The 15,474-nt window shown below is 47.6% G+C and carries 19 protein-coding genes and 1 pseudogene; 17 read left to right on the top strand and 3 right to left on the bottom strand.

Annotated elements, in window-relative coordinates:
• From glpX to L3V45_RS17645, 7 genes and pseudogenes are all read left to right on the top strand, one after another.
• Positions 1-966, top strand: coding sequence for a class II fructose-bisphosphatase (glpX, locus tag L3V45_RS17675; RefSeq protein ID WP_003151105.1), 966 nt, complete (start codon positions 1-3; stop codon positions 964-966).
• 201 nt (positions 967-1,167) lie between these two features.
• Positions 1,168-1,376: pseudogene (locus L3V45_RS19695) on the top strand (hypothetical protein).
• The gene (gene rho, locus L3V45_RS17665) at positions 1,373-2,659 is read left to right on the top strand and encodes a transcription termination factor Rho (RefSeq protein WP_003151107.1); all 1,287 of its coding nucleotides are present in this window, start codon (positions 1,373-1,375) and stop codon (positions 2,657-2,659) included. The pseudogene L3V45_RS19695 and the gene rho overlap by 4 nt, the downstream one beginning before the upstream one ends.
• Before the next feature lie 122 nt (positions 2,660-2,781).
• Positions 2,782-2,982 (top strand): 50S ribosomal protein L31, encoded by a 201-nt coding sequence (rpmE, locus tag L3V45_RS17660; RefSeq protein ID WP_003151132.1) that lies wholly within the window; start codon positions 2,782-2,784, stop codon positions 2,980-2,982.
• An 84-nt stretch (positions 2,983-3,066) separates the two neighbouring features.
• Positions 3,067-3,657, top strand: coding sequence for a thymidine kinase (locus L3V45_RS17655; protein ID WP_014306007.1), 591 nt, complete (start codon positions 3,067-3,069; stop codon positions 3,655-3,657).
• Positions 3,658-3,933: 276 nt separating this feature from the next.
• Positions 3,934-5,631, top strand: coding sequence for an oxaloacetate-decarboxylating malate dehydrogenase (gene malS / locus L3V45_RS17650; protein ID WP_003151135.1), 1,698 nt, complete (start codon positions 3,934-3,936; stop codon positions 5,629-5,631).
• Between the two features lie 86 nt (positions 5,632-5,717).
• Complete coding sequence (locus L3V45_RS17645; RefSeq protein ID WP_003151136.1) at positions 5,718-6,674, top strand: AEC family transporter; 957 nt, start codon at positions 5,718-5,720, stop codon at positions 6,672-6,674.
• Between the two features lie 33 nt (positions 6,675-6,707).
• On the opposite strand, the gene racA is transcribed toward L3V45_RS17645, so the two are convergent.
• Both racA and gloA2 read right to left on the bottom strand, forming a co-directional pair.
• Complete coding sequence (racA, locus tag L3V45_RS17640; protein ID WP_003151137.1) at positions 6,708-7,271, bottom strand: chromosome-anchoring protein RacA; 564 nt, start codon at positions 7,269-7,271, stop codon at positions 6,708-6,710.
• A gap of 110 nt (positions 7,272-7,381) precedes the next feature.
• A complete protein-coding gene (gene gloA2, locus L3V45_RS17635; protein WP_058906418.1) occupies positions 7,382-7,765 on the bottom strand; it encodes an SMU1112c/YaeR family gloxylase I-like metalloprotein in 384 nt (127 codons plus the stop codon).
• Positions 7,766-7,876: 111 nt separating this feature from the next.
• Here gloA2 and prfA point away from each other — a divergent pair, with 111 nt between their 5' ends.
• From prfA to L3V45_RS17620, 3 genes are all read left to right on the top strand, one after another.
• The gene (prfA, locus tag L3V45_RS17630; protein WP_003151139.1) at positions 7,877-8,947 is read left to right on the top strand and encodes a peptide chain release factor 1; all 1,071 of its coding nucleotides are present in this window, start codon (positions 7,877-7,879) and stop codon (positions 8,945-8,947) included.
• Position 8,948: 1 nt separating this feature from the next.
• Positions 8,949-9,809 carry a peptide chain release factor N(5)-glutamine methyltransferase gene (gene prmC, locus L3V45_RS17625; protein ID WP_003151141.1) on the top strand — a complete coding sequence of 287 codons (861 nt, stop codon included), beginning with the start codon at positions 8,949-8,951 and terminating at the stop codon, positions 9,807-9,809.
• A gap of 70 nt (positions 9,810-9,879) precedes the next feature.
• Positions 9,880-10,158 (top strand): DUF5316 family protein, encoded by a 279-nt coding sequence (locus L3V45_RS17620; protein ID WP_234949489.1) that lies wholly within the window; start codon positions 9,880-9,882, stop codon positions 10,156-10,158.
• On the opposite strand, the gene L3V45_RS17615 is transcribed toward L3V45_RS17620, so the two are convergent.
• A complete protein-coding gene (locus L3V45_RS17615) occupies positions 10,145-10,519 on the bottom strand; it encodes a UPF0715 family protein (RefSeq protein WP_003151143.1) in 375 nt (124 codons plus the stop codon). The two genes, L3V45_RS17620 and L3V45_RS17615, sit on opposite strands and share 14 nt — an antisense overlap.
• Before the next feature lie 160 nt (positions 10,520-10,679).
• Here L3V45_RS17615 and spoIIR point away from each other — a divergent pair, with 160 nt between their 5' ends.
• From spoIIR to L3V45_RS17580, 7 genes are all read left to right on the top strand, one after another.
• Positions 10,680-11,360, top strand: coding sequence for a stage II sporulation protein R (gene spoIIR / locus L3V45_RS17610; protein ID WP_043867504.1), 681 nt, complete (start codon positions 10,680-10,682; stop codon positions 11,358-11,360).
• A gap of 70 nt (positions 11,361-11,430) precedes the next feature.
• Complete coding sequence (locus L3V45_RS17605) at positions 11,431-11,874, top strand: GNAT family N-acetyltransferase (protein WP_015387575.1); 444 nt, start codon at positions 11,431-11,433, stop codon at positions 11,872-11,874.
• 156 nt (positions 11,875-12,030) lie between these two features.
• Positions 12,031-13,071 carry an L-threonylcarbamoyladenylate synthase gene (locus L3V45_RS17600; protein ID WP_043867503.1) on the top strand — a complete coding sequence of 347 codons (1,041 nt, stop codon included), beginning with the start codon at positions 12,031-12,033 and terminating at the stop codon, positions 13,069-13,071.
• A 67-nt stretch (positions 13,072-13,138) separates the two neighbouring features.
• The gene (locus tag L3V45_RS17595) at positions 13,139-13,696 is read left to right on the top strand and encodes a manganese efflux pump MntP (protein ID WP_003151147.1); all 558 of its coding nucleotides are present in this window, start codon (positions 13,139-13,141) and stop codon (positions 13,694-13,696) included.
• A 73-nt stretch (positions 13,697-13,769) separates the two neighbouring features.
• The gene (locus L3V45_RS17590; RefSeq protein ID WP_003151148.1) at positions 13,770-14,225 is read left to right on the top strand and encodes a low molecular weight protein arginine phosphatase; all 456 of its coding nucleotides are present in this window, start codon (positions 13,770-13,772) and stop codon (positions 14,223-14,225) included.
• A 133-nt stretch (positions 14,226-14,358) separates the two neighbouring features.
• On the top strand, positions 14,359-14,808 hold the full coding sequence (gene rpiB / locus L3V45_RS17585; protein WP_003151149.1) for a ribose 5-phosphate isomerase B: 450 nt from the start codon (positions 14,359-14,361) through the stop codon (positions 14,806-14,808).
• Between the two features lie 13 nt (positions 14,809-14,821).
• Positions 14,822-15,364, top strand: a complete 543-nt coding sequence (locus L3V45_RS17580) for a TIGR01440 family protein (protein WP_003151151.1) — start codon at positions 14,822-14,824, stop codon at positions 15,362-15,364.
• Positions 15,365-15,474 lie beyond the last annotated feature (110 nt).

The following is a 15,474-nucleotide window of genomic DNA, read 5'->3' as shown; positions in this document are numbered from 1 at the left end:
ATGGAAAGAAGCTTATCGATGGAATTGGTTCGAGTCACTGAAGCGGCGGCTTTAGCATCTGCCAGATGGATGGGCCGCGGGAAAAAAGATGAAGCTGATGATGCGGCGACAAGCGCAATGCGTGACGTGTTTGACACGGTGCCGATGAAAGGCACGGTCGTGATCGGGGAAGGCGAGATGGATGAAGCGCCGATGCTTTACATCGGCGAAAAGCTTGGAAACGGATACGGCCCGCGCGTCGATGTCGCCGTCGATCCTCTTGAAGGCACAAACATCGTAGCGAGCGGCGGCTGGAATGCGCTGACGGTGATCGCGGTCGCCGACCATGGAACATTGCTGAACGCCCCGGATATGTATATGGAAAAAATCGCGGTCGGTCCCGAAGCGGTAGGCTGCATCGATATCGAAGCGCCTGTCATTGATAACTTAAAAGCCGTTGCGAAAGCGAAAAACAAAGACATTGAAGATGTCGTGGCAACCATTTTAAATCGTGACAGACACGAAAAAATCATCTCTGAATTGCGTGAGGCGGGCGCCAGAATCAAACTGATCAACGACGGTGATGTCGCGGGCGCCATCAATACGGCCTTTGACCATACGGGAGTAGACATTCTCTTCGGTTCAGGCGGGGCTCCTGAAGGCGTGCTGTCTGCCGTTGCGTTAAAAGCGCTCGGCGGCGAAATCATCGGCAGGCTTCTGCCGCAAAGTGCGGAAGAGCAGGCCCGCTGTGAGCGAATGGGCCTTGATGTATCCAAAGTGCTCCGGATGGAGGACCTTGTGAGAGGGGATGACGCCATTTTTGCCGCAACGGGCGTCACGGACGGAGAGCTGCTGAAAGGCGTTCAGTTCAAAGGCTCCGTCGGCACGACTGAAAGCCTGGTCATCCGGGCGAAATCAGGAACGGTCCGATTCGTTGACGGAAGACACAGCCTGAAGAAAAAACCAAATCTTGTGATCCGGCCATAAATAGAGAAAAGCGGGACGGAAAGTCCCGCTTTTCTTTTGCAAAAAAGAGTCAACCCTATCATTTATATGTCAAAGCATTATTTAAGTTGAATAATTTTTTGAAATGAGGTAAAAATAAAGAGTGCTGCGATTTTTCTGTGTCATTCCTTCTTTTGAGTACTGGGAAATTTTCAAATTCTACCGCATACAGACGATATAAATATTGATCTTCTCAAGTTTTTGTCCTCGCTTCCTTCAAAACTCATTAAGACATTCCTTTTTTAAAAAAGCGCCGATCATGGGTGGAAGTGTTACCGATAGAAGTTCCTGAACGTTTTATAAAAGAATGTGCTTTGGCGGAATCATGCGAAGCAGCCGATTTGAATGAAAACAGCAATACATTGACTATGAAAAGCGTGGTGTTTTTATGAAAGACGTATCTATTTCCTCTTTGGAAAATATGAAATTAAAAGAACTATATGAACTGGCCAGACATTATAAAATCTCCTACTACAGCAAACTGACTAAAAAAGAATTAATCTTTGCCATCCTGAAAGCCAACGCCGAGCAGGAGGATCTTCTGTTTATGGAAGGCGTGCTCGAAATCATCCAATCGGAAGGATTCGGCTTCCTCAGACCGATTAATTACTCGCCAAGCTCAGAAGACATCTACATTTCTGCTTCCCAGATCCGCCGCTTTGATTTAAGAAACGGTGACAAAGTATCCGGCAAGGTGCGTCCGCCGAAAGAAAACGAACGCTATTACGGACTTTTGCACGTTGAAGCGGTAAATGGAGACGATCCGGAATCTGCGAAAGAGCGCGTTCATTTTCCTGCGCTGACTCCGCTTTATCCGGACCGCCAAATGGTGCTTGAGACGAAACCGAATTATCTCTCAACAAGAATTCTCGATATGATGGCTCCCGTCGGTTTCGGCCAGCGCGGTCTGATCGTGGCGCCGCCGAAAGCCGGTAAAACCATGCTGTTAAAAGAAATCGCTAACAGCATTACGACAAATCAGCCTGACGCTGAATTGATCGTTCTCTTAATTGATGAAAGACCGGAAGAAGTAACGGATATTGAACGTTCCGTAGCGGGCGATGTCGTCAGCTCGACGTTCGATGAAGTGCCGGAAAATCACATTAAGGTAGCGGAGCTTGTGCTTGAACGGGCGATGCGTCTCGTTGAACACAAAAAAGACGTTATCATTCTGATGGACAGCATTACCCGCCTGGCACGGGCCTACAACCTCGTTATCCCGCCAAGCGGACGTACGCTTTCCGGCGGGATTGACCCGGCTGCGTTCCATCGTCCGAAGCGCTTTTTCGGTGCCGCGAGAAACATTGAAGAGGGCGGCAGCCTGACCATTTTGGCGACGGCGCTCGTAGACACGGGCTCCCGGATGGATGACGTCATCTATGAAGAGTTTAAAGGAACGGGCAACATGGAGCTTCACCTTGACCGTTCTCTTGCGGAAAGACGGATTTTCCCGGCGATCGATATCCGCCGCTCCGGCACGCGGAAGGAAGAGCTGCTCGTGCCGAAAGAGCATCTTGACCGTCTATGGGCGATCCGCAAATCGATGTCTGATTCTCCGGACTTCGCAGAGAAGTTTATGAGAAAAATGAAAAAAACAAAAACGAATCAGGAATTCTTCGATCTGATCAACCAAGAATGGAAGCAGGCAAACCTTTCATCATCAGCCCGCCGCTGATAAAAAATGTATTTGCAAATGCAGTAAATGACTGATATAATTCTCTCATATGCGTTCCGGATTCGCTCCGGAATAATAACTCTGTTTCCACACGGGATTCAGGGCGGAAGGAGATGGATACAATGAAAGCAGGAATTCATCCTAATTTCAAAAAAGCAACAGTTAAATGCGCTTGCGGAAATGAATTTGAAACAGGCTCAGTAAAAGAAGAGGTACGCGTTGAGATTTGCTCTGAATGCCACCCATTCTACACTGGACGTCAAAAATTCGCTTCTGCTGATGGTCGTGTTGATCGCTTTAACAAAAAATACGGTCTTAAGTAATAATAGATTTTACAGGCAGGCAAGAATTGCTTCTTGCCTGTTTTTTATGTCCATAAACAGGAAAAAAAGGGGAGCGGATAGCCTATGTACATAATGAAGCAAAGCGGATGGCTTGAGCTGATATGCGGCAGCATGTTCTCTGGGAAATCAGAAGAGCTGATCCGCAGAGTGAAAAGAGCGACATATGCGAAGCAGGAGGTCAAGGTGTTCAAACCTGCCATTGATAATCGCTACAGTGAGGAGGCCGTCGTTTCTCACAACGGCACATCCATGACAAGCCACGTCATCTCGTCTTCGGCTGAAATATGGGATCATATCAGTGAAAGCACGGACGTCATCGCGGTAGATGAAGTGCAGTTTTTCGGCGAATCGATCATCGGCGACTTATCCTTGCTTGCGGATAAAGGCTATCGTGTCATCGCGGCCGGACTTGATATGGATTTCCGGGGAGAGCCGTTCGGTGTGGTGCCGAATCTGATGGCGGTTGCCGAATCAGTGACGAAGCTGCAGGCGGTCTGCTCCGTTTGCGGGTCGCCGGCAAGCCGTACGCAGCGTTTGATTGACGGGAAGCCCGCTTCCTATGATGATCCGGTCATTTTAGTCGGCGCGTCGGAGTCATACGAAGCGAGATGCAGACATCACCACGAAGTGCCGAAAAAACAGACTGATAAATAACCCTTTTCATGAAAACATCGGTAAAAAATCCGGTGTTTTTTTGACGGTTTTTCAAAAAATGTAGTTAATTAACTTAAAAAAGAGTATGAAAAAATTAAGTAATTTTCATCTCTTGAATTTTCATTTTTACAGGCATAAAATGACTAAGTAATGTAAATAGTTATGAGACATTGTTCGAATAATTGTCAAAAAAAGATATAGCAGATCGCGATCACACTAGCCAAAATGGGTAATTACTTAACTTTGTTAACTATTTGAAGAAAGAAGGAGATTTTCTTGAATAATATTAAAGTAACGAAGGAAGGCAACTTAGAAACTACTTTAAGAGGAAAAGAAGTTCTATCTATCCCTACTTTAAATAAAGGTGTTGCGTTTTCAGCAGAAGAAAGAAAAAGCCTTGGATTAGACGGGCTGCTTCCTCCGACCATTCTGTCTCTTGATGAGCAGGCAAAACGCGCATACGAGCAGTTTCAAGCTCAGCCGGACCGCCTTCGCCAAAATGTGTATTTGAATGATTTGCAAAACCGTAACGAAGTTCTTTTCTTTAAATTGCTTCAAAACCATCTTCGTGAAATGCTGCCGGTTGTTTACACACCGACTGTCGGTGAAGCGATTCAAGAATACAGCCATGAGTACAGAAGACCTCAAGGGATTTACCTTTCTATCGACAATGTAGAAGGAATCGAAGAGGCATTTGAAAACCTTCATGCCACTGCCGGAGATATTGATCTGATCGTTGCGACAGACTCAGAAAGCATCCTCGGAATCGGTGACTGGGGTGTAGGCGGTATCAACATCGCCATCGGTAAATTAGCCGTATACACAGCTGCTGCCGGTATTGACCCAAGCCGTGTTATTCCTGTCGTTCTTGACGTCGGTACGAACAACGAAAAACTTCTGAACGATCCTTTATACATCGGTAACCGCCATGAACGTATCCAAGGCGAACGTTATGAAGCTTTCATTGACGCTTATGTAAAAGCTGCGCTTAAATATTTCCCTAAAGCTCTTCTTCACTGGGAAGACCTTGGAAACAAAAACGCGCGCAATATCATGAAGAAATACAATCATGAAATTCTTACATTCAACGATGACATTCAAGGAACAGGCGCGATTACGCTTGCAGGTGTGCTTGCGGCTATGAAGAAAACAGGCGCGTCTATTAAAGACCAGCGTGTGGTTGTCTTCGGTGCGGGATCTGCCGGAATCGGAATCGCTGACCAAATCCGCGACACTATGGTGCTTGCCGGTCTTTCTGAAGAAGAAGCCAACAAAGCGTTCTACACAATGGACTACAGAGGCTTGTTAATTGAAGGTATGGAAAACATTCTTGATTTCCAAGAGCCGTACCTGCGCACAGCTGAAGAAATTAAAGATTGGAAACGCGATGAAAACGGACAAATTCCTTTCATTGAAGTGATCCGTCAAGCGAAACCGACAATCTTAATCGGTACATCAGGCCAAAGCGGCGCGTTCAGTGAAGAAATCGTCAAAGAAATGGCAAAACACGTTGAGCGTCCGGTCATCATGCCGATGTCTAACCCGACACCGCTTGCTGAAGCCGTTCCTAGCGATCTATTCAAATGGACTGACGGCAAAGTGCTTGTGGCGACAGGAAGCCCGTTTGACAATGTAGAGTACAATGGCGTTTCTCATGAAATCGGACAATCTAACAACGCATTCGCGTTCCCTGGACTTGGTCTCGGTTCAATCGTTGTAGAAGCGAAAGTGATTACTCCTGCAATGTTTGCGGCAACTGCTGACGCAATCGCAGAAAGCGTTGATTTTGAAACACCGGGTGCAGGCCTTCTGCCGAGCATGAGCGACTTACAAGAAGTTTCAATTAAAGTTGCGATCGCCGTAGCGGAAACTGCCATTAAAGAAGGCGTGGCAAACCGCATTCCTGAGAATGTAGAACAAGCCGTTCTTGATGCAATGTGGAAACCGCAATATAAACAAGTTATCGCTAAATAATTTTTACGATTAATTTTACAGTCCGAGGGAAAGCTTTTATGTAAAGGCTAAAGTATACGGACATTAAGGATTTGGAGGAGAATATTTTGAGCTTCTTAGATATTTTAATCCTCCTGGCGCCGATCTTTTTCGTGATCGTGCTGGGATGGTTCGCAGGTCGCTTCGGAAGTTATGACGCGAAGTCAGCAAAAGGGGTAAGCACCTTAGTTACGAAGTACGCGCTTCCGGCGCATTTTATCGCAAGTATTTTAACCACTTCAAGAAGTGCGTTTTTATCACAGGTTCCTTTAATGATCGCTTTGATCATTGGGATTGTCGGATTCTTTATCGTCATTTTGTTGGTTTGCAAATTTATCTTCAAGTATGATTTAACGAATTCATCTGTATTTTCTTTAAACTCTGCACAGCCGACATTTGCATTTATGGGTATTCCGGTACTCGGAAGCTTATTCGGAGCAAACGAAGTAGCGATTCCTATCGCCGTTACGGGTATCGTGGTTAACGCCATCCTTGACCCGCTTGCGATCATTATCGCTACAGTCGGTGAGTCATCTAAGAAACAAGACAGCGAAAACGAGAACTTCTGGAAAATGACTGGTAAGTCTATTCTTCACGGTCTTTCCGAACCGCTTGCGGCTGCACCGCTTATCAGTATCATCCTGGTACTCTGCGGTGTAACACTCCCTGGCTTGGGTGAAAAAATGCTTGATCAGCTCGGAAGCACAACATCAGGTGTTGCACTCTTTGCCGTCGGTGTAACTGTCGGTATCCGCAACATCAAGCTCAGTCTGCCGGCTTTCGGTATCGCTTTGTTAAAAGTTGCCGTTCAGCCTGCGCTGATGTACTTGATCGCTCTTGCAGTCGGACTTCCGGCTGACCAGATCACTAAAGCGGTATTGCTCGTCGCATTCCCTGGATCTGCGGTAGCGGCGATGATTGCCACACGTTTCGAAAAACAAGAGGAAGAAACTGCGTCCGCGTTCGTGATCAGTGCGATTTTATCTCTTATCTCACTGCCGATCATCATTGCGCTGACTGCATAATGAAAAGCTCCCTGTTTCAGGGAGCTTTTTTGATTAGAATTGAAATTTAAAAGGCGAAAATCTCGTTTTTTTTCTGGGTTTCTTATGTTCTGAAGAAGCGGCTGTTTCTGAGAGGGGAGCTGTCTGGGCAAGTTCCTGGATGCGGGAGGCCAATGTCTGCAATTCGGTATTGAGGTCGTCAATTTCCCGTCTGTGCTGAAGAAGCTGATAAGACACCCCTTCATCCGCCTTTTGTTTCAGCTGGCGTTCAAGCTCCTCTATCCTTGAAAGCAGATGGTTCTCATCCTGTTTCTCTTTCGTGAGAATGTCCAGTTTACGCTCCAGCTCTGCCAACCTTTGTTCAGCGCCGCCATTGATTTTCGGACGCTGCAAAATGAAGCCCGTCCGTTTTTTCGGCTGCCGGGGCACTTGAACGTCCAGAAGGGCAGTGCCTTCAGAAATTTGCCGTTTGACCGATTTCAGCACATCAAGATCCTCAGGTGTAAAGGAATAATGCCCGAGCTCATTCCGTTCAGCCGGAAGATTCAGCTGCTTGACCCACCTTTGCACCGTTTTTGCGGAGACGCCAAGCTCTTTCGCGGCCATGTTTGTATTCATGATCACATACCTCCTTTTTGCTAGGTATTCGACCATGAGGCGGCGTTCCCTTCATGTTAGACAAAACAAGAAGGAATTCGCCAAAGAAAGCGGCATTTCTTCAAAAAACGTTACGCTTCATACAATTCAAGCGGAAGCTTGTCGGGATCGAAGAAAAAGGTAAACCGTTTCCCCGTCAGCGGATCGGTTCTGATCGGTTCTGTGCCGACGCCCTTTTTCTTTAACTCCCTGACGGCTGCTTCAAGATCGTTTACGGTGAAGGCGAGATGCCGGAGACCCGCGGCTTCCGGTCTGGTCGGCCGTTCGGGCGGATCGGGAAAGGAAAACAATTCAATCGCATACGCGCCGTCCAGCGCCAGATCGAGTTTATAAGATTCCCGTTCCTTTCGGTATGTTTCTTTTATAATGCCAAAACCGAGTATCTCGGTGTAAAAAGCTTTCGACTTTTCATAATCAGAGCATATGATTGCTATATGGTGGATGGATTTCAGCATATCCGCCCCTCCTTTTTTGCTTCAGTATAACAGAGGCGAATTGCTTTTGACTGGTGATAAGCCCTATACTATAATGAGAATGTTACGCACAGGAAAACAGAGGTGAAGACCGTGTTAGACCGTTTACAGTCAATTGAACAACGATACGAAAAATTAAATGAGCTTTTAAGTGATCCGGAAGTGGTCAACGATCCGAAAAAGCTTAGAGAATATTCGAAAGAGCAATCTGATATACAAGAAACCGTTGAAGTCTATAGACAATACAGAGACGCATCAGAACAGCTTGCCGATGCGAAAGCGATGCTTGAGGAAAAGCTTGATGCCGATATGAGAGAAATGGTGAAGGAAGAAATCTCCGAACTGCAGGGAGAGACGGAAACCTTATCAGAGCGTTTGAAAGTGCTCCTCATCCCGAAAGACCCGAACGATGACAAAAACGTAATCATGGAGATCCGCGGAGCAGCGGGAGGAGAAGAAGCCGCGCTGTTTGCGGGAAATCTCTACAGAATGTACTCCCGTTACGCCGAAATCCAAGGCTGGAAGACTGAAGTCATGGAAGCAAACGTGACCGGAACGGGCGGTTACAAAGAAATTATCTTTATGATTACGGGAAAAGGCGCATACTCCAAGCTGAAGTATGAAAATGGCGCGCACCGCGTACAGCGTGTGCCGGAAACGGAATCAGGCGGCCGTATTCATACATCCACGGCGACGGTGGCGTGTCTTCCTGAAGCGGAAGAAGTAGAAGTGGACATCCACGAAAAAGACATCCGCGTCGATACATTCGCATCAAGCGGACCGGGCGGACAAAGCGTAAATACGACGATGTCGGCCGTACGCCTGACGCATTTACCGACCGGTGTCGTCGTATCCTGTCAGGATGAAAAATCTCAGATTAAAAATAAAGAAAAAGCGATGAAGGTGCTCCGCGCCAGAATCTATGACAAATTCCAGCAGGAAGCTCAGGCTGAATATGATCAGACCCGTAAATCAGCCGTCGGATCAGGCGACCGTTCCGAGCGTATCCGCACATACAATTTCCCGCAAAACCGTGTGACGGATCACCGTATCGGCCTGACGATTCAAAAGCTGGATCAAATCCTGGAAGGCAAGCTTGATGAAGTGGTTGAAGCGTTAATCGTAGAAGACCAGTCAAGCAAGCTCCAGCAGGCGGAAAATTAAGATGAAGACCGTTTTTGAAGCCCTAAGCTGGGCTTCTTCTTATTTAACCGAAGCGGGAAGAGAAAAAAACGCGGCCGAGCTGCTGCTGTTAAATGATACCGGAATGGATCGGAGCAAGCTTCTCGCAAGTCTGCAGGAGCCCGTCGGCGAGGACGAGCTTTACCGATTCAGACGGCATGTGGAAATGCATAAAGAAGGCGTTCCGATTCAATATATTATCGGGAAAGAACAGTTTTACGGCAGGGAATTCTTTGTGAATGACGATGTTCTCATTCCGCGTCCGGAAACGGAAGAAGTCGTCTTTCATCTGCTGGACAGACAGAAGCGGGTGTTTTCTGAGGGAGAACGCCTGAACGTCATTGATATCGGTACGGGGAGCGGAGCCATTGCGGTGACGCTCGCGCTTGAATGCGGACATTTTTCAGTATCGGCTTCGGACATTTCAAAAGAAGCGCTTCAGGTGGCGGAAAGAAATGCGCAAAACCTCGGAGCGGACGTCCGCTTTTTGCAGGGAGATCTGTTAACTCCTTTTATTTCATCAGGAATAAAAGCGGATATTATTGTTTCCAATCCGCCGTATATTTCTGAAGAAGAAATGGCGGATTTGTCGGATATCGTCCGTTTCCATGAGCCGCTTCATGCACTTACGGACGGCGGTGACGGTTTGAAATTCTACAAGCGGTTTATGGAGGAGCTGCCTCTTGTCATGAAAGATAAAGCGCTTGTCGTCTTTGAAATCGGATATAATCAGGGAAAAGCCGTGAAAGACCTGTTCCGTCATTCCTTTCCGAATGCGGAAGTGGAAGTCGTACAGGACATCAACGGAAAAGACAGAACCGTATCCGCGGTCATCACATCATGAAAAAAGCCCGCCGGTGACGCACACGGCGGGCTTTTGTTACAATGGAAAGAAAATGAAAGGGGCATCCGCCTTGAAAAAAGCGTTCGCCTTCGGATGTATACTCGCCGCCGCAGCTTATGCGGCTGGATTTGTCCTGCCGTTTGGCTTTGACATCATTCTCGGCGCCGTTACGGCTGTTCTTATCGTCGCAGCGGTCATCGTTTCCGGGCTGGCCGTAAGCGGAGCGGAGCAGCGGGCCAATTATAATTCTGAAACAGAAGAAGGACGGCGCGCCCGTTTAAAGATGGCCGCCGTTTTCTTTTGCGCCGCTCTCCCTTCAGCCGGCTGTCTGCTGATTACGCTTCTGTAGCCGGATTTTGTCTTTGCAGCAATACGGAATCCCATACCCAATAGACGACGGCTGTTAAAACCGCAAAGATATAAAAGGCTGAATTAGAAAACAGAGATTGGCCTGACGGCTGCAAAAGACCGAAGATGATCCCGTTTGCAATGAACGACACCCCCAAATAATAAAGAAAATACAGCGGATGAAATCTCTTCGGCTTTTTATTCAGAAAGTATTGAAGCGGCAGCGCAAAAATCAAATAAGGAAACAAAAAATAAAACGCCATCGAAATGAAAGCCGCGATAATGAATTGATGAACATACAAAATAGAATAAATGACAGACATACATGCCGCCGACAGCAGCACGGTGTAATTATATTTCATCTGAAAACCTCCTATCAAAATAATATCGTACCATATTTTGAATCTGTCAATGCAGATTATCAGCTTGCTAGATTTTTTTCTTCCCGCCGGTTTAAACCTTTTCCGTCATGTCCATAATGGGACTAGATAAAAAAAGCACGGAGAGGAACGGTGGGGACCGATGAAACAGACAATGATGATCTGCATATATATTTTTCTTTTATTATCAGGAGCGCTTGCGGGTTTGACAAAAGAAGAAACGGCGCGGGCATCAGCCGATGAGCCCGTCGTCATACCGGATGAAGCGATCCGGCTCAGAATTTTGGCCAACAGTGATAACGATGAAGATCAAAAGCTCAAGCGCCAGATCAGAGATGCTGTAAACAAGCAAATCACAGACTGGGTGAAAGATATCACTTCCATTGAAGAAGCGCGGCGGCTCATTCGTTCGAAGCTTCCTGAAATTAAAGAAATCGCCAAACAAACGATGAAAGAAAAGGGTGCGCATCAATCCGTTTCAGTTCAATTCAATAAAATCTCGTTTCCGACAAAGCTGTACGGCAATATGGTCTATCCGGCCGGAAAATATGAAGCCATTTTAATTACACTCGGCAATGGCGAGGGCGCCAACTGGTGGTGCGTCTTGTTTCCGCCGCTGTGCTTCCTTGATTTCTCAAACGGCGAAGCGGTGAAAGATCAGGAAGACGGCGGACAGAAGCAGGAAGAAACGCAGAAACAGACAGAAAAAGTGCTGGATGACGTAAAAGCAAAGGCTGATAAAGCGAAGAAAGAAAATACAGATGACGATGATACCGAAGTGAAGTTTTTCCTCGTCGATTGGATTTCAGATCTATTTTCCTGAAGCAAAAGGCATAAATCCGGATTCGATTCATAGATTGGAAGAAAGAGTTGATCGAAACGGAGGGAAATATATGTTTTATCAGCTGAGAGTGGCAAGAGATCAAGATACGGAGGCGCTGGAGGCCTTTTTGAAAAAGTCTGATACGGCACATGCGGAAATCGATCAGCAGATCAGCCGGTTTATCGTGCTGGAAGACAGCGAAAAAAAGATTGCCGCCTGTCTCGGGATCGAAAAATTCAGCGGCGGAAAAGGGCTTCTCCGTTCACTCGTCATGTCGGACAGGCTGAATCAAAGCCATATCGTTACACTGTTTCAAAGTATGGATGTGCTGTGTAAAAAACATGAGATTCAAGATGTCTACTTAGTCGCCAATCAGCCCTCATCTGCTGAGTTTCTGAATGTGATGGGATTTGAAGCGTGCGCCGATGCGCCTGAGGAACTGTATACGTCCGAACATTTCCGCAACTCGTTATGCACAGAAGGTTCGTTTTTAATGGTGAAAACCTCTGCCTGATCTAACTTATACACAAGGTTATCCACTTATTAAAAAGTGTTGTCCACAGTTTGTGGATAACACTTGTTTTATTAAAGGACATCTTTTATACTTTCAAAAGGAATACACGAGAGAAAATAAAGTTTTACCGCTTTAAAATAAGGAGTTTGGTTATACATGAAAACAAGAAGATGGTTTGTGGATTGTTCCGCAGAATTATCCACAACCGATCCCCAAATTACACAAGCCGCGGAATTGCTCCGGCAGAATGAGGTTGTGGCTTTTCCGACAGAAACCGTTTACGGACTGGGCGCTAACGCTGAAAATACGGAAGCCGTAACGAAAATATATGAGGCGAAAGGAAGGCCGAGCGATAACCCGCTGATTGTGCATATATCCCATATCAGCCAGCTTGATCGTTTTATCAGCCATATTCCTGAGACGGCGAAAAAGCTTATGGAGCTATTCTGGCCGGGGGCGCTGACCCTTGTCCTGCCGTGTAAGCCCGGTGTGCTGTCACCCCGTGTCACCGCGGGACTGGAGACGGTAGCGGTCAGAATGCCTGATCATCCGGCAGCATTAGCCCTCATCAGCTCGGCCGGACTGCCGATCGCCGCGCCGAGCGCCAATTTATCAGGAAAACCGAGCCCGACGAAGGCCGAGCATGTAGCTCATGATTTAAACGGCCGTATTGCCGGTATTGTGGACGGCGGCGCGACGGGAATCGGAGTGGAATCAACCGTTCTGTCCTGTACGGGGAAACAGCCCGTACTGCTTCGTCCGGGCGGCGTGACAAAAGAGCAGATTGAATCCGCCGCCGGTCCGGTTCTTGTGGATAAAGGGCTGACCGAAGAAGATGAGGTTCCTATTTCTCCCGGTATGAAATATACACATTACGCGCCTTCTGCGCCGATGGCTATTGCCGACGGCGGCTCCCGGAGAATTCAAGAACTGGCAGACGCATATAAAAGCCGGGGAAAACGAATCGGCATTTTGACAACTGAAGAGAACGCCGATAGTTACCAGGCTGATTATATCAAGGTCTGCGGCAGACGCGCCGACCTTGAAACAGTGGCGTCCGCCTTATACGATGCGCTCCGCAGCTTTGATGAAGCGGAAGTGGATATGATTATTTCTGAGTCCTTTCCGGATACCGGAGTGGGGCTCGCCGTTATGAACAGGCTGATGAAAGCCGCAGGCGGCACCGTTATCCATTAACTTGTTCTACCCCTTATCGGACATGCATAAGCTAAACAAGCGGGCACGTCCAAGGGGGTTTTTATTCATGTCGAATCTATTCATCGGGGAACTTGTCTCCTTAAGCATCATGGCATTTGCTTTGGGGACGGATGCCTTTTCCGTCGGGCTCGGAATGGGAATGATTCAGCTGAAGAAAAAACAGATTTTTCATATAGGGGTTGTCATCGGGCTGTTTCATGTCATGATGCCGCTTGTGGGAATGGCGGCCGGGCATCTGCTGTCCGGTTTTCTGGGGATGCTCGCCGTTTACATCGGCGGATCTCTTCTTTTCATTTTAGGGGTGCAGATGATGATCGCCGCGTTTAAACAATCAGACGGGCCGCTCATATCTCCGGCAGGCTCGGGACTGTTGCTGTTTGCGGTCGGTGTCAGTCTGGACAGCTTTTCTGTCGGGCTCAGTCTCGGGATGAACGGCTCCAATCCGTTTCTGGCCGTTACGCTGTTCGGGGTCTTCAGCACCGTTTTAACATGGGCGGGTCTTTTGGCGGGAAGAAAGGTGCAGTCGTGGCTCGGCTCCTACAGCGAAGCGCTTGGCGGAGCCATTTTGATCGGATTCGGGCTGAAACTGCTTTTACCGATATAAGATACGTAAAAAAAGAAACGAAGATGCCGTTTCTTTTTTCTTCATTTATAATAGGCAGTAAGAGGTGACGGACATGAAAATAATCTTTGTTTGTACAGGCAATACGTGCCGCAGTCCCATGGCTGAGGCTCTTTTTAAATCCATAGCAGAAACGAAAGGGCTGGATGTCAGCGTAAGCTCGGCCGGCGTATTCGCGTCTCCGCACGGAAAAGCGTCGGCTCATGCCGTAGAAGCGCTGTTTGAAAAACGGATCGCCCTCAATCACAGTTCATCTCCCTTATCGGAAGAACATATCGAGACGGCCGATCTGGTGCTGGCGATGACCGAACAGCATAAACAGCTGATTGAAGGCCGATATCAAAACAGTCAGGGCAAAGTCTTTACCATTAAAGAATACGTAACGGGGGAAAACGGCGATATCTCTGACCCTTTCGGCGGTCCGCTTGATGTTTATAAACAGACGCGGGACGAACTGGAGGAGCTGCTAACCCTTTTGGCTGATCAATTGCTTGACGGGAAAAGCAAGTAATCTGTCAGAAAATCTGCAAACAGGTCATTTGCAAAACGAATGTGAAAGAGTAGAATGAAATCAACGGATTTCGTAATAAAAAGGACAAGCACACTGGGCTGTCTTCGCCCAGCCACACCTAGGAGGTAAATGAATGAAAGTAGCTATTGCGTCAGATCACGGCGGCGTCCATATCCGCGAAGAAATAAAAAGTCTTTTGGATGAATTGCAGATTGAATACATTGATATGGGCTGTGAATGCGGCGCCGGCTCTGTCGATTATTCAGACTACGCTTTTCCGGTAGCGGAAAAAGTGGTGAACGGCGAAGCTGACAGGGGAATTTTAATTTGCGGCACAGGCATCGGCATGAGCATCTCCGCAAATAAGGTAAAGGGCATACGCTGTGCGCTTGCCCATGACACCTTCAGCGCAAAAGCGACGCGTGAACACAATGACACGAATGTTCTTGCGATGGGCGAACGCGTCATCGGCCCGGGGCTGGCGCGCGAAATCGCAAAAGTCTGGCTGACGACTGAATTTACGGGCGGCCGCCACGAACGGCGGATCGGCAAAATCGCAGATTACGAAGAAAAAAATCTGTAAGAGGTGCTGGACAATGGAAGAGATGAAGCAAAAATGGACGGACATGCTGACTGAGTTTCAAGAGCAGGCAGGACTGACGGACGGCAGTCTGCTGGTGATCGGGTGCAGTACAAGTGAAGCCGCCGGAAGCCGGATCGGCACCGCCGGAAGCGGGGATTGGGCTGAATTGATATACGGCGGACTTAACCGGTTTAAGGAAAAAACGGGTGTGCATCTTGCTTTTCAATGCTGCGAGCATTTAAACAGGGCGCTTGTCATTGAAGCGGAAACGGCCGAGCGGTTCAGGCTCCCCATTGTTTCAGCCGTCCCCGTCCCGAAAGCGGGCGGAGCGATGGCCTCTTATGCATACCGGCAGATGCGTTCTCCAGTGCTCGTTGAATCGATTCAGGCTGACGCCGGGATTGACATCGGTGATACGTTCATCGGCATGCATCTGAAACCCGTTGCCGTCCCTGTCCGGATATCGAGCCGTGAGCTTGGAGAAGCACATGTGACGATGGCCCGGACAAGACCGAAGCTGATAGGCGGAATTCGCGCCGTTTATGAATGCGAATGATGAAAATACTTTTCCTCTATAATGTTCGTGTTTTCTAATTAAATTTTGTGATTTTTTTAAATAAGCTGTTACATTCACCTGAAAAACCATGTACAATAAGGTGGTAAAAA

This window comes from Bacillus sp. R45 (assembly GCF_021729365.1).
GTDB classification, from domain to species: domain Bacteria; phylum Bacillota; class Bacilli; order Bacillales; family Bacillaceae; genus Bacillus; species Bacillus velezensis.
This window is presented reverse-complemented; position numbering and strand designations above follow the sequence as displayed.